Here is a 14021-nt window from a genome sequence, read left to right as displayed (position 1 = left end):
CACGACGGTTACCGCGGAAGACGTGGGAAGACGTACGGCGAACAGCTGCCCGCCGACGGCGCGATGACGGCGCATACAGCCACGCTTCAACTTAGCCTAAGCTAACAACAACGCCAGTTATTCTTTCGACCGACAAGGGTGCGCGTAACAGATGACCGAGCAGAAGGAAGCGAACCGCCCGCTTCGGATCGCGATCGTGGGAGCCGGTCCGGCCGGGATCTACGCCGCCGACGCGTTGATGAAGTCGGACGCCGAGGTCTCGATCGATCTGTTCGAGCGGATGCCCGCGCCGTTCGGACTGATCCGCTACGGCGTGGCGCCCGACCATCCGCGGATCAAGGGTATCGTCACCGCCCTGCACAAGGTGCTGGACAAGGAGCAGGTGCGCCTGCTCGGCAATATCGACTACGGCACCGATATCACCCTCGGCGATCTGCGCCGCTTCTACGATGCGGTGATCTTCTCCACCGGTGCCAATGCCGACCGCGCGCTGCCCATCCCGGGTATCGACCTGGACGGTTCCTACGGTGCCGCCGATTTCGTGTCCTGGTACGACGGCCACCCGGATGTGCCGCGCACCTGGCCGCTGGACGCGGAGAAGGTCGCGGTGCTGGGGGTCGGCAATGTCGCCCTCGACGTGGCGCGGGTCCTGGCCAAGACCGGTGACGAACTGCTGCCCACCGAGATCCCGCCGAACGTGTACACCGGCCTCAAGGCGAACAAAGCCGTCGAGGTGCACGTATTCGGTCGCCGTGGGCCCGCGCAGGCCAAGTTCACTCCGCTGGAGCTGCGCGAACTCGACCATTCGCCGACGATCGAGGTGATCGTCGACCCGGAGGACATCGACTACGACGAGGGCTCCGAGGCCGCGCGCCGTCATTCCAAGCAGGTCGATATGGTGGCCAACACTCTGGAGCAGTGGGCCATCCGGGACCAGGGTGACCGGCCACACAAGCTGTTCCTGCACTTCTTCGAATCCCCCGCCGAGATCCTGGGTGAGGACGGCAAGGTCGTGGGGCTGCGTACCGAGCGCACTCAGCTCGACGGCACCGGCAACGTCAAGGGCACCGGGACGTTCAAGGACTGGGATGTGCAGGCGGTCTACCGTGCCGTCGGCTACCTCTCCCAGAACATTTCCGAACTGCCGTTCGACGACCAGGCCGGGGTCATCCCGAACGAGGCGGGCCGTGTGCTGGTCGACGAGGATGCCGACGGTGCCGCCCGCTACATGCCCGGCACCTACGTGACGGGTTGGATCAAACGTGGTCCGGTCGGCCTCATCGGTCACACCAAGGGTGACGCGAACGAGACGGTCGCCTGCCTCCTCGACGACAGCAAGAATTTCACCGCCGCCGAGAACCCCGAGCCCGAGGCGGTGCTCGAGTTCCTGGAGGGCCGCGGTATCCCGTTCACCACCTGGGCCGGTTGGTACCGCCTGGACGCGCACGAACGCGCGCTCGGCGAGCCCGAGGGCCGGGAACGGGTCAAGGTCGTGGAGCGCGAGGATATGCTGCGCGCCAGCGAACCGCACAAGGTCTGAGCGTGCGGCCCGCTCCTGCCGGTGCTGGGAGGAGCGGGCGGCGCCTCGATATATCAGGCATTCTGTATCCGTGTTCGACGCCCATGTGCACATCATCGATCCGCGTTTTCCGCTGATCGAGAACGAGGGCTACCTGCCGAAGCCCTATACCATCGCCGACTACCGGCGGCGGATGGCCCGGTTCCCCCTTTCCGGCGGCGCGGTGGTCAGCGCGTCCTTCCAGGGCAACGACCAGAGCTACCTGCGGGCCGCGCTGGCCGAACTCGGCCCCGGCTGGGTGGGGGTGACCCGGTTGGACCTGGACGCCTCCGATGCCGAGATCCTCGATCTACACGCGGCCGGGGTGCGGGCGGTGCGGTTCAATCTCAAGCGCGCCGCCGCCGATATCGCGAGCATGACCCGCCAGGCGTTGCGCGCGTACGAACTGGCCGGCTGGCATGTGGAGATCTACGTGGACGGCCAGATGCTGGCCTCGCTGCAACCGGTGATCCTGAAATTGCCCAAGGTGTCGATCGATCATCTCGGGATGTCCGAAGAAGGTGTGTCCTACCTGCTGGACCTGGTCGATCGGGGGGCCCGGGTGAAGGCGACGGGTTTCGGCCGGGTCGATATGGATATCGCCACCACGCTGCGCCGGATCCACGCGGTGAACCCGGAGGCGCTGATGTTCGGCAGTGATCTGCCGGGCACTCGCGCCGGGCGCCCCTTCCGTGAGTCGGATGTGGAATTGATCTGTGATGTGGTGGGCACGGATATGCATGCCGTGCTCGAGGACAACGCCCGCGCCTTCTACGGCCTACCCGCCATCGACCGGGCTCCCGAGGACCCCACCCCCACGCTGCCGCTGTTCCGGCCGCCGCCGGACCCCGAGCGGAAACCGTCCACGGACGGCACCACGCGCCCGCTGCCGATCATCGAGAAGCGCCTGCGGTAACCCGGTACCCGCCGTTCCGGTGCCGCCGAACGGTATATCCGCCGGCTCAGGCAGCGATCGCGCCGAGGACCCACACACCGCTCGCCAGTAACGCGCCCAGCAATTCCACCAGGATCGACAGGCCCACACCCTTGACGGCGTGTTTGCTCGATCGCCAGGCCTGCTGGTTGTCGGGCATCCGCTGCAGCTCCGCGAGATACACGCCCACGACGAAGCCGACGAAGAGCCCGACCACGGGGATCACGAAGAACCCGGCGATACCGGCGATTCCGCCGAGTAGCAGGGTCCGGTTCGGTACGCCCGCTTCTTTCAGGTTGCGGCCGGGCCAGGTGTATTTCACCACCCCGGAAACGATCAGCAGCACGGCGCTGATCGCCAGTACCACCCACGCGGTGGTGCCCCCGGTGAGGAAGGCCCATACCGCGATGGCGGCGAAGATCAGGATCACCCCGGGCAGAATCGGCACGACGATACCGACCAGGCCGACGAGAATCACCAGGCCGACAACGATCTCACCCCATACGCTCACCTCACCACGCTATCCGAATACGGCGCCCGACCGGTCTCATCCCAGAAGTGCGTGCATACCGGACCAACCCACCACGGCCGCGGTCACTCCCGTGACGACACTGCCCACGGCGTAGCCGATGGCGGTCGAGTAGGCGCGCTGTTCGGTGAGGCGCACGGTTTCGTAACCGAAGGTGCTGTACGTGGTGAACGCACCGCAGAAACCTGTACCGGCCAATGTCGTCCACAGCGCCGGTAAACCGGCACCGGTGAGCCCACCGAGAAGTAGACAGCCGGATACGTTGACCACGAACGTGCCCCATGGGAACCGGCCGGTATGACGGGTCTGGACGGCCCGGTCCAGTAGATAGCGCAGCGGTGCGCCCACGGCGGCGCCCGCGATCACCAGGAGCACGGTCACCGGGGCACCGCCGTGGCTCCGGGCCGGCCGGCTGTTCGGGCGAGCCCGATTCCCGCCACGGTCGCCGATATCGCCGCGATGAGCGTGGCGGCGAGATAGGCGATGCCGACCGGGGCCGTGGCCGGCCCGAGCAGGGTCCGGATGTCCTCGGCGTAGGTGGAGAAGGTGGTGAAGCCGCCCAGTACTCCGACGCCGAGGAAAGGACGCAGCAGCGGATGAGCGGGCCGGAGTTCGGTGATCACGACCATCAGCACGCCCAGCAGGAAACTACCGCTCACATTGATCACGAACACCGCCCAGGGAAACCCCCCGGCGGGGGTGGGCCACCACACGGTGAGCCCGTGTCGGGTCATCGCGCCCAGCGCGCCGCCGGCGGCGATGACGGCCAGGACCGCCCCGTGGGTGCGGGTGAGTTCGCGGCGCTGCCGGGGATCGCGCATATCGATATCGGCGTCGACGGGCGGCGGCGAATCGGGGGACTGCTGCGGGTCGGTGGGCACAGGTGTCTCCTACTCCATAACCGTCCGGGACGGGGTGATGGCGTAGGGACTGTCGGCGGCAGACCTTGTCCGCGGTTGTTCCGGAGCCGGTGTCCGAAGCGGCGAGCCCCACCGCCGCGTATCGCAGTCTAGTGCAGCGGGTGCCGGGAGCTGCCTCCGTCTTCTTGCCTCCGGTGTGGCGCCGTCCCGCCCCGCGCCCGCCCGGTTCCCCTGTAGGCCGGATCACATCCAGCGGGTGGAATAGGGCCCGCGACCTCACGGTTGAAGAAGCTGTCGACGTTCGAGCAGCCCCGGGCCTCACCCTTTGTCGCTGCGAGCGACCACTCGCCGAGAGGCGCTTGCCGGACGTCGGCTCTCCGGTCCGTGCGGCCGGGAGACTCGCGCCGCCAGGTGAATCACCTGGCGGCGTTTTCCGTTCCGGGGCGCGGTACGCGACGGCGGATCGGTGCGAGCCGATGATCGCGCAGGTGTGTGTCGTACCCGGGCGGAATGTGATCCAGCGGTTACTGTGGGCCCGGCTTGCGCGGATATCTCCTGCTCGCCCGCGCGGGCCGTGGGCGCCACAGTTGTAATGTCTCGTCTCCAGAAGTGGTGTCGTGCCGCCGAATCGGGTCCGAAATCAGGAGAACGCCGATGACCACTCGTTGCGTACGTGCCGGGGCCGGTGTATTCATAGCTGCCGCAGCATTGTCCGTTTTCGCGCCGCTCGGCTTCGCTCGATATCAACCGGAATCTTCGCGGTGGGCCTATACCTGCGAAAGCGTTCACTTCGACACCGACGAGATGGCGGCGCGGGCGCTCAGTTGTACTGCTCCCGAGACCGCGCCGGTAGAGGGCCTCGTGGACGAGCGGTTCAGGATCGTGCGCACCCCGGCGGGCACCGGGCCGGCGGCTCTCGAGTGCCGGTACGCCACTGCCGCACTGCCGAGTTATGTGGATGCCCGGAAGTGCTTTCCCCTGTCGAGCGGTAACGAGCCGTAGCACGATCCGGTGGCCGCGGGAAACGAATGGACTCGGATGTTCCCCGGGTTCCACTCGGCGATGCCGGCCGTGGAATGGAGCCCATCCATTTGTCCGCCCGTACCGAATATCAAGTGGTATGTCTCATAGCCGCAAGCCATAACTGCTGATCGTGTAGTGCGGCCGACGTGCCGATCGGCTATTGCGGGCTTGGGTGAGAGCGCAACCGTGTAAGGGTCCGGGCGGGCGCCCGGACGGACAACGAAACCAGTGAAACGAGGTAGGAAATGCAGGGTTTGCTCGGAGGTCTGGTGGAACTCGTGGGTGGTGTCGTCGCCGGTCTCGGCGGAGTGGTCACCGGTCTCGTTGGTGTGCTGTTCTGAATCGTTGTCCCACAAAGGAAGTGCTCGGCAACACTGCACCTGACGAGCTCTTCCGTTAGGGCGATACGAATTCACCCGTCCCGGTCGATCGCCGTGCGGCAACGACCGGGGCGGGCCTTTGGATATCACAACCGTTTCGCCCGCGGAACGCGGCCACGTATCCGCATTCGGTTCGAGGAGAGACCAGTTGCTTCTGAGTGTGGTCGGTCGGCTTGTCGGCATGGTGCTGGATCTCGTTATCGGGCTCGTAGTGCCCTAGCGATCGTCCATGAGCCCGACCGCGACTCGGCGTCGTCCGTAGCCGCGCCGTTTTCGAGGAATCCGGAGGTCTGGATGAGGTGCGCTCGTACGGTGGCCGAGCGCGCGGTATGCGCATTGGCCGGTGCGGTGACGGTAGGGCTCGCCCTCTTGGCGGTCGGTCCACCCGCGATCGCCACGGCCCAGGACGGGAGCGCCATCCCGCAGGACGGGAGCGCTGCCCCCCAGGACGGTATCGAGGGGGCGCTGGCGGAGGCCGGCGGGTGTCCCGGTCTTTTCGTTCTCGGTGTGCAAGGGACCGGACAGTCCTCCCCGGATTCTCCGGTGGTGGCGGATACCGGCATGCTGGCGATGGTGCTGGGACCGCTGACGGAGCCGGGCCGCCGACCCGCTGTCGGTCGCGCCTATGTTCCCTACCAGGCCACATTCGGTAGTGCGCTGCCCGGTGCCACGGCCACCCCGTACTCGACGTCGGCGAGCGGAGGGCTGGACCGGCTGCGCGAGATGGCGGCCGAGGTCGTCGACCGCTGCCCCCGTACCCAGTTGGCGATGATCGGGTATTCGCAGGGGGCGCATGTTGTTTCGATGTTCGCGCGCGAGATAGGCGCGGGGACGGGGGCAGTGCCGGCGGATCGTGTCGCGGCGGTCGCCCTGCTGGCCGACCCCACACGTGCTCCGGGCGCGGCGACATTCCCGGGCCGGCCGGGGCAGAGCCGCCCGGACCCCGCCCCGGGTACGACGGGCGCGGAACTGGCGGCGCTGCCGGAATTCCCCCGCGCCCCCGCCACGGGCGGTGGGATAGGACCCCTGCGCGATATCGCCCCGGACTTCGGTGCTCTCACCGGCCGCGTCGCCTCGCTGTGTCAGTCGGGCGATCTAGCCTGCGACGCCCCCGCCGACGCCCCGCTACTGCACATGGCCGCCAATATTCTCGGTCAAGCCGAACTCATTCCGACGGATCCGGTCGGGGCGCTGTCCTCCATCGCGGACGGGTTCACCGCGACGCTCGGCCGGACGGCGACCGCTGTCGTGACCCACGACCTGCACGGCTACTCCCTGGGCACACTGCGGCTGACTCCCGAGGAACCGCTCGGCGTACGGCTGGCCGAAGCCGCCGACCCGCGCTCGGCCAGTGCTCCTCAGGAACGCGCGGCGCTGTTCAAACTGGGCACCACCGTACTCAACACCCTGCTGGCCATCGTCGGTATCGCGCTGGAGCCCGCCGAGGTCGCCGCGATAGCCACTGCCCCCGACCCGCTCACCGGACTCGAACGCACCGCCACCGCGATCACGGCCGCCTCCCAGCGCCCCCTGCCGCATCGCACTGTGTTCAACCTGGTGAGCACGATGTTCGATACCCTCGGCCAGTTGAGTGCCGATAATGCCGAACTGCTCGATCCCCTGCTGTGGTTGCGCTACACCGATACGATCCGCAAACACGGTGATTACTTCCACGTCGCCTACACTCCGGACGGCCGGCCCGTCGCCGGGCTCATCCTGCAATGGTTCGCCGCTCTCGCCGCGGACCTCGCCTTCCACCGGCTCCCGGAACCGGCTCCTCCGCAGTGGATCCCCGCGGGCCCGCTGCTGATCGAGCCGGACGCCACACCGGTGCCACCGTCACAGCGGCTGCTCCCGGGCCCCGAGGTCCGCCATATCGTGTCCGGAACCGTGCCCCGGGCCTTCGCCGTCACCGAGACCGGCCGGCGTTCGCCGCACGGACTCGGTGTCTATCTGCTGGGGCTGGTGTTCCTGGCCCTCGTATCGGCATGCGCTTGCGGGGCGATCCGGGTGGCGCGCCGGGGGTATGGCAGGCGAGGGCCGAACCGGGGCCGCATCCCCGTCGCGTTGTGGCGGGTTGTTCCGCGTCTTCCGGGGTGGCCCACTCGGCGAAGTGCCGTACCCGGCGGTCACCGGCGTCGTCCACTGCCAGTGGCGCCCGGTGGCCCGGCGGCGCCTCGCGCCCGGTATCGGGCCGGCGGCCGTCGGCTACGGCTGCCGCGATAGCGGCGTGGCCCGGGAAGCAGCACTGGAGGTAGCGGTCGGCGTTCAGCGCGCGGTGGTGGCTGTCGATCCAGTCGTAGCAGAGGGTGGCCCGTACATCGCCACCAGATCCGCACCGAGCGCGGCGAGTTCGGCCCGCACCGATTCCGGTCCGGTCACCTCTATATCGGTGCCCCAACCCGCGAGTTGCTGAGCGAGCGTTCTCGGCGTGGGGGCGGTGATCCGGGCCCGGATCCGGCCGTCGGGGGCGGGGCCCTCCACCGTGCAGTGCCTGCCCTGCTGATCGCGCAGGATCGGCAGCAATCGTGGGCTGATCGAGACGGTGGCCGCGGTGGTCGCGCGGTGCTGTTCCATCTCCTCGACGACCTCCGCCCAGAGGGCCCGTAGGTCGAGGTCGGCGGGCCGGTGGGCGATCCGGTCGGTGAGTTCGGCGTGCAGGATCCGGTCGATGCGGAAGGTGCGGCGACCGCGTTCGGTTCCGGCCACGAGATACCAGATGGCGTCTTTGTCGATCAGGCCCCACGGGTCGACCAGCCGATCGGTCGGGTCACCGGAGCGACCCCGATAGCGCAACGCGACCTTGCGGCGCCGCACCACCGCCTCCTGCAAGCGCTGGACGATTTCGGGTGGTTCGCGTTCGGTACGGCCCCAGCCCGCCGGATCGATCACTACCGCGTCGGCGGCGGCCTCGGCATCCCCGCGGAAGGTTTCCGGTAGGGCGCGCAACAGCTTGCGCAAGGCCGAGCGTGCCTCCGGCACCGCGCCCGCGGAGGGGCCGGTGAGCAGGAACAGCGCTCGCGCCTCTCCCGCGGTGAGCCCGCTCAGATCGGTGCGTGCGCCGCCCACCAGTTGCCAGCCGCCGCCGCGGCCGGGTTGCGGATAGACCGGCACTCCGGCCGTCGACAGCGCTTCCAGATCGCGGCGGGCGGTAGCCACCGACACCTCCAGTTCAGCGGCGACCTCGGCGGCCGTGACGCGGCCGCGGGTCTGCATCAACAACAGGGTGGCCACCAATCGGTCCGCTCGCATATTCGTCATTCTGCCCGGAAAAGTGCTCATAAGGTGAGCACTTCTATCGCGAGGATGGTTTCCATCAGCTCGAACCACTACCGAGGAGAACAACGATGCTGCGCGGAATGACGACCGTGACGTTCTATGCCGACGATCTGGCTGCCGCCAAGGACTGGTACGCCGAATTCCTCGGAAGGCAGCCGTATTTCGGTGTTCCCGGCTACTACGAGTTCCGGATCGGTGACTACGAGCACGAATTCGGGCTGGTCGATCGGGCTCACCAGCCGGAAAAGGCCGGATCCGGGCCGGGCGGTGCGATCTCGTACTGGCATGTCGACGATCTGCGGGCCACATTCGACCGACTGCTCGAACTGGGCGCCACCGAATACGAACCCATCACCACTCGTGGGGAAGGTTTCGTCACCGCCTCGGTGGTGGATCCGTTCGGCAACGTGCTCGGCATCATGAGCAATATCCACTACCTGGAGATTCTCGACCGCAAGTGAGGCAGGCGGCCGATCGTCGCGATCAGAACAAGGTGGGTTCGCCGAAACCGGCGGTGCGTTCGATCGCCAGGAGCCGCCGTTTGGTTTCGATTCCGCCCGGCGCCGAGAAACCGTGCAGGGCGTGATCGGCAGCCAGTACCCGGTGGCAGGGGACGATGAGCGGGATCGGGTTGCGTCCCAGCACCCGGCCCACCGCCTGGGCCGCGCCCACCGCACCGCAGCGTTCGGCGACCTCGCCGTAGCTGAGGGTGCGCCCGGGGTCGATGGCCCGGGTCACGGTGTAGACCCGCCGATGGAATTCGGGTAGGCCGGCGAGGTCCAGCGGAATCCAGCGGAGATCGTCGAGGTCGCCGTCGAGGTGGGCCCGGATACCGGCGATCGCCGCGGCGCGTGCGCCGTCGGTGGGTTCGGGGAGCCGGCGGGCCTCGTGACCTCGGAAACGGACGGAGGTCGCCGGTGTCTCACCGGGTAGCCGGAAGCCGACCACGGTCTCCTCGTGCCAGGCGATGGCGCAGCGGCCGATGGCGGTGTCGAAATCTGTCGCGTCGAGGGGTGCGACCGCGCTGTCCGGCATGCCACCAGTCTGCTCGCGCCCACCGACACCTGAGGGAAGGGGACCCGATCACCCCGGGGCAGTGACGGGGCGCGCCTGTTGTCATATTGTCAATATGACCCGCGGGTGGCCGCGGGCGGACAATGGATCGACGACGAACCGAGGTAAGGCGTGAGCACACCATCCACCGCCACCAAGCAGGGCCCACTCGCGGGTATTCGCGTGATCGAACTGGCCGGGATCGGCCCGGGGCCGCATGCCGCGCTGCTGCTCGCCGATCTCGGCGCCGATGTGGTGCGGATCCAGCGGGCCGGCCAGTTGCCGGGCGGAGCCGACCGGCCTCAGCTGCGTGGCCGCACCGTCGTCGAAGCCAACCTCAAGGATCCGGCGGATATCGAGAAGGTGCTCGGTCTGGTTGACAAGGCGGACGTTTTCATCGAAGGCTTCCGTCCCGGGGTCACCGAACGGATGGGCCTGGGGCCCGACGCGCTGCTCGAACGCAATCCGCGCCTGGTGTACGGCCGGATGACCGGCTGGGGCCAGAACGGCCCGCTGGCCGACCGCGCGGGGCACGACATCAACTACATCAGTCTCACCGGTGTTCTGCACGCCATCGGCCGTAAGGGCGAACGGCCGGTGCCGCCGCTGAACATGGTCGGTGATTTCGGCGGCGGCTCCATGTTCCTCGTGTTCGGCATCCTGGCCGCGCTGGTGGAACGCCAGAACTCCGGTCAGGGGCAGGTCATCGACGCCGCGATGGTGGACGGCACCCTGGCGCTGTCCAATATGATCTGGGCCTTCCGTGGCACCGGCGCCTGGTCCTCGGAGCGGGGCACCAACCTGCTCGACACCGGAATGTCCTTCTACGACACCTACGAGACCTCCGACGGCAAGTACATGGCGGTCGGCGCGATCGAACCGCAGTTCTACGCCCAGCTGCTGGCCGGCCTGGAGATCGACCCCGAGGGTCTGCCCTTCCAGATGGACCCCGCCGGGCAGGACACGCTCAAGAAACTGTTCACCGAGAAGTTCCGCAGCAAGACCAGGGACGAGTGGACCGCGATCTTCGCGGGCACCGATGCCTGTGTCAGCCCGGTCCTCACCTTCGACGAGGCGGGCGGTAACGAGCACATCGCCGCCCGCGGCTCGCTGATCGAACTGGACGGGGTCACCCAGCACGCCCCGGCGCCGCGCTTCTCCCGCACCCCCAACGGCGTTCCCACCCCGCCGCCCACCGAGGCCACTCCGATCGAATCGGTCTGGACGGACTGATCCTCGCGACGGCCGGCCGCCCCGGTGTGCGGCCGGCCGCACGGGTCGTGGTGTCGACCGACCCCGACAGCCGGTGATATATTATTTTCGTAATGTATATCAAGGGGAGGTCGCGGGCGTGTCCAGAACAGTGATCGACATAGACGACGAGGCGCTCGCCGAAGCGGCTCGGCACCTCGGTACCTCCACGAAGAAAGACACCGTGAACGCCGCGCTACGCGAGATCGGCGACCGGCGGCGCCGAGCTGCCGCTGTCGCCCGTATGCGTGAGTTGGTGGCCGAAGGCGAACTCGACTTCGGAACACCGGAGGGAAATGCCGCTGATAGCGGCCGTGTCGCGTGACGGAACTGTTTCTGGCCGATACCAGTGCCCTTGTTCGCTTTTTCCGCCGCCAGAGCGATGCCGAATGGGATGAGGTGGTCGCGGCGGGACGGGTGGGGATATGTGAGCCGGTCCGCCAGGAATACTTGCGTGCGGCCGGGGCACGTCACGCCTACTACGAAGCCGACAGTCTGTTACGCGAGACCTTCCCTCATTACGTCACACGCGAAAGCCTTTGGGACGACACCGCCGAACTGCAGCATCGTCTGGCCGAGAAATCTTGGCACCAATCGGTGAGTCCGGTGGACCTGGTGGTGGCGATCACGGCCGTGCACCACAAGCTGACACTGCTGCACGCGGACGCGGATTTCGAAACCATCGCTCGCCTCACGCGCCAGCCGGTTCGCCGGATCGTCTGATGGCCTCGCCCGAGGCCGGTCCCGACCTCCCTGTGGTTCGCGGGGGTGCCCGACGACCGGACCGGCAGGATCAGAACCATGTGGTCGGACGGATGTAGTTGGCCAGGTCCACCAGGGCGTAACGGTGGCGGCGGTCGGGGGCCAGGCGGGCCAGGGTGCGCAGGTCCTTTTCGGTGCCGTCGCGCAGCGCGTGTTCGGTGAACGGCACCCCCAGCAGCGGTGCCGCGGGTCCGCGGGCGGTATTACCGGCCTGCAACCAGGCCAGAGCACTACCGAGGACCATGATCCGCAACTGCATCACCCGGCGTTCCCCTTGCGGCAGTGCCGCTACGCGGCCCGCGGCCTCCCGCAGGGTGCGTTCGGGGAGGTCGGCGACCGGTGCGCTGGTGAGCAGCAACAGCACGGCGGTCATCCGGGCGGTGGTGAAATACCGCGACGAGGCGGGCACTTCGTCGAGGGCCGCGATCGCCTCCGCGTAGCGGCCGGTGACGGTGAGCAACCGGGCCAGGCCGAATGCCGCGCTCACCAGACCGTGGTCGGTGCGCCAGGCGGTGGTGTAGAAGTTCTCGGCGTAATCGCGCCAGGCCCGGCTCTCGTCCGGCTGCCAGTGCTGCAGGACGAGTTCGGCGGTGGCGGCCAGGGCGAGTTTGGGCGCCGGTTCGCCCGGCAGCACCCGCAGCACCTCGTCGAAGGCGGAATATGCCTTCTCGTAGTCCTGTTCGCGCAGCCCCGCCAGGCCGGTGTACCAGTCGATACGCCAATCCCGGCGGCCGGTTCCGGGTATCGCGGCGAGCAGTTCGGTGGCGGCCTCCGCCCGGTCGAGATCCAGCAGGATCCGGGCCTCGGCCAGCCGTAATTCGTATTCGAGGTTCTCCGGCGCCGCCGCGGGATCCCGCGCGAGCTGCTCCCGCGCCTCGTGCAGGGCGACCATCGCCTGTTCCGGATCGGACCGGAAGGTACCGGCCAGCCGGTCGGCGGACGGATCGGACGGGGGCAGCAGCGGAATCGGCAGGGCGGCGGCGATATCGGCCGCGGACAGCAGGGCGTCGCGCCCGATCCCGTCGGCGTAGGCGTCGGTCTGGCCGATGAGCGCCTCGGTACCGAAAGCATTGCGCTGTTTACCGAATACCGTGGACCGGTGCGGGCGTTCGATACCGGTCTCGAGAGCCAGTATCTCCCGCAGCACGCCGGCGAGCTGGCCGGCCATCACCCCGGCCGAGGCGAATCTGCGTTCCGGGTCGGGGTCGGTCGCGCACAGCAGCAGGCGGTGGAAGGATTCGTATTCCGCCAGGATCGGCTCGTCCTCCGGTGTGGGCAGCCCTTCGGAGTAGGCGCCGTGCTCGGTCGGCATGTTCAGCGTGAGCACGGCGAGAGTGCGGCCCACCGTGTAGATATCGGAGGCCACGGTCGGGCCGGTGCGGGCGATCTCGGGAGCCTGGAAACCACGCGTGCCGTACAGGTTGCCGTAGGCGTCGATCGGTGCCACGGCACCCAGGTCGAGCAGTTTGACCTGGTCCTCGGTCACCATGATGTTGTCCGGTTTGAGGTCGTTGTAAGTGAGTCCGGTGGCGTGCAGGTAGTCCAGCGCGGGCAGGACCTCCAGAATGTAGGCGATCGCCTGGGCCACCGGGATACGCTCCGGGCGGGGGTGGTCGTCGAGCATGCTCCGCAGCGAACGGCCACCCACGTACTCCATGACGATGAAACCGATCGGATCGCCCCCGGACGGCCGGTGCTCTACGAAGTTGTGGATCTTCACGATGCCCGGATGCGCCACCTCGGCGAGGAATTCGCGTTCGGCGACGGCCACCGCCTGCGCCTCGATATCGTCGGCGTGCAGCAGCCCTTTGAGTACCACCCAGCGGTCGCTCACGTTCCGGTCGATCGCCAGGTAGATCCAGCCCAGGCCACCGTGCGCGAGACACCCCTGGATCTCGTACTGCCCGGCCACCATATCGCCGGGCCGCAGCGCGGGCCGGAAATCGTAGTGCGCGCCGCAGCTCGGGCAGGCGCCGCGGGTGGTGGCCGGTCCGCCCGCGCTCGCGCGCCCCACCGGCTCACCACACTGCCAGCAGAACCGTTTTCCCTCCGCGACCACCGGATCGGGCAGTACGGCGCGGGCCGGGTCGGCGGGTTCGACGGGCGGGATCTCCACCAGCCCGGCGACGAGTGTGCGCACTGTCGGCCGGGAGCGCACGGTGCGGTTGCTGCGCCCCGTACGCATCTGCGAACCGCTTCCGCGCCCGGTATCCATCGAGCCCGATCCGGGACCGGTGATGTCCACGGCGGCGGTACCCGGGATGGCGGCGGTGCCCGGAAACGCGGCCGTATCGGGGGATTCGGAACTCGCGTCCGCCGCGCGGGGTCCACGTCGAGTCGGCATACCACCGGATTCCGGGGAATCGTGCCCGGACCGCCGGGATCGATAGTG

Annotated in this window: 13 protein-coding genes; 7 read left to right on the top strand and 6 right to left on the bottom strand. The window is 68.2% G+C overall.

Annotated features, from left to right (window positions below):
- Nucleotides 1-151: 151 nt before the first annotated feature.
- Together ACYR7D_RS04470 and ACYR7D_RS04465 are read left to right on the top strand one after the other, a co-directional pair.
- Nucleotides 152-1540, top strand: coding sequence for an FAD-dependent oxidoreductase (locus ACYR7D_RS04470; protein ID WP_459548363.1), 1389 nt, complete (start codon nt 152-154; stop codon nt 1538-1540).
- A 70-nt stretch (nt 1541-1610) separates the two neighbouring features.
- Entirely contained in the window at nt 1611-2474 is an 864-nt protein-coding gene (locus ACYR7D_RS04465) for an amidohydrolase family protein (protein ID WP_459548362.1), read from the top strand.
- Nucleotides 2475-2520: 46 nt separating this feature from the next.
- Here ACYR7D_RS04465 and ACYR7D_RS04460 read toward each other — a convergent pair whose 3' ends face one another.
- The 3 genes from ACYR7D_RS04460 to ACYR7D_RS04450 are packed head-to-tail and all read right to left on the bottom strand — an operon-like array spanning nt 2521 to nt 3902.
- Nucleotides 2521-3003 (bottom strand): DUF456 domain-containing protein, encoded by a 483-nt coding sequence (locus ACYR7D_RS04460; RefSeq protein ID WP_459548361.1) that lies wholly within the window; start codon nt 3001-3003, stop codon nt 2521-2523.
- 36 nt (nt 3004-3039) lie between these two features.
- Nucleotides 3040-3402 carry a fluoride efflux transporter CrcB gene (gene crcB, locus ACYR7D_RS04455; protein ID WP_459548360.1) on the bottom strand — a complete coding sequence of 121 codons (363 nt, stop codon included), beginning with the start codon at nt 3400-3402 and terminating at the stop codon, nt 3040-3042.
- On the bottom strand, nt 3399-3902 hold the full coding sequence (locus tag ACYR7D_RS04450; RefSeq protein ID WP_459548359.1) for a fluoride efflux transporter FluC: 504 nt from the start codon (nt 3900-3902) through the stop codon (nt 3399-3401). The genes crcB and ACYR7D_RS04450 overlap by 4 nt, the downstream gene beginning before the upstream one ends.
- A gap of 1676 nt (nt 3903-5578) precedes the next feature.
- Here ACYR7D_RS04450 and ACYR7D_RS04445 point away from each other — a divergent pair.
- A complete protein-coding gene (locus ACYR7D_RS04445) occupies nt 5579-7510 on the top strand; it encodes a cutinase family protein (RefSeq protein WP_459548358.1) in 1932 nt (643 codons plus the stop codon).
- A 42-nt stretch (nt 7511-7552) separates the two neighbouring features.
- Here ACYR7D_RS04445 and ACYR7D_RS04440 read toward each other — a convergent pair whose 3' ends face one another.
- On the bottom strand, nt 7553-8536 hold the full coding sequence (locus ACYR7D_RS04440) for a helix-turn-helix transcriptional regulator (RefSeq protein ID WP_459548357.1): 984 nt from the start codon (nt 8534-8536) through the stop codon (nt 7553-7555).
- A 95-nt stretch (nt 8537-8631) separates the two neighbouring features.
- On the opposite strand from ACYR7D_RS04440, the gene ACYR7D_RS04435 reads away from it, so the two are divergent.
- Entirely contained in the window at nt 8632-9024 is a 393-nt protein-coding gene (locus ACYR7D_RS04435; RefSeq protein WP_459548356.1) for a VOC family protein, read from the top strand.
- Nucleotides 9025-9046: 22 nt separating this feature from the next.
- On the opposite strand, the gene ACYR7D_RS04430 is transcribed toward ACYR7D_RS04435, so the two are convergent.
- Nucleotides 9047-9598, bottom strand: coding sequence for a methylated-DNA--[protein]-cysteine S-methyltransferase (locus ACYR7D_RS04430; protein ID WP_459548355.1), 552 nt, complete (start codon nt 9596-9598; stop codon nt 9047-9049).
- A 150-nt stretch (nt 9599-9748) separates the two neighbouring features.
- On the opposite strand from ACYR7D_RS04430, the gene ACYR7D_RS04425 reads away from it, so the two are divergent.
- From ACYR7D_RS04425 to ACYR7D_RS04415, 3 genes are all read left to right on the top strand, one after another.
- Complete coding sequence (locus ACYR7D_RS04425; RefSeq protein WP_459548354.1) at nt 9749-10849, top strand: CaiB/BaiF CoA transferase family protein; 1101 nt, start codon at nt 9749-9751, stop codon at nt 10847-10849.
- A gap of 118 nt (nt 10850-10967) precedes the next feature.
- Nucleotides 10968-11192 carry a type II toxin-antitoxin system VapB family antitoxin gene (locus tag ACYR7D_RS04420; RefSeq protein ID WP_459548353.1) on the top strand — a complete coding sequence of 75 codons (225 nt, stop codon included), beginning with the start codon at nt 10968-10970 and terminating at the stop codon, nt 11190-11192.
- On the top strand, nt 11189-11590 hold the full coding sequence (locus ACYR7D_RS04415; RefSeq protein ID WP_459548352.1) for a PIN domain-containing protein: 402 nt from the start codon (nt 11189-11191) through the stop codon (nt 11588-11590). The genes ACYR7D_RS04420 and ACYR7D_RS04415 overlap by 4 nt, the downstream gene beginning before the upstream one ends.
- Before the next feature lie 70 nt (nt 11591-11660).
- Here ACYR7D_RS04415 and ACYR7D_RS04410 read toward each other — a convergent pair whose 3' ends face one another.
- Complete coding sequence (locus ACYR7D_RS04410; protein ID WP_459550010.1) at nt 11661-13973, bottom strand: serine/threonine-protein kinase; 2313 nt, start codon at nt 13971-13973, stop codon at nt 11661-11663.
- Between the last annotated feature and the right edge of the window lie 48 nt (nt 13974-14021).

Source organism: Nocardia sp. X0981 (assembly GCF_977089955.1).
The sequence above is the reverse complement of the archived record's forward strand: the minus strand, read 5'-3'. Positions and strand labels throughout refer to the sequence as shown.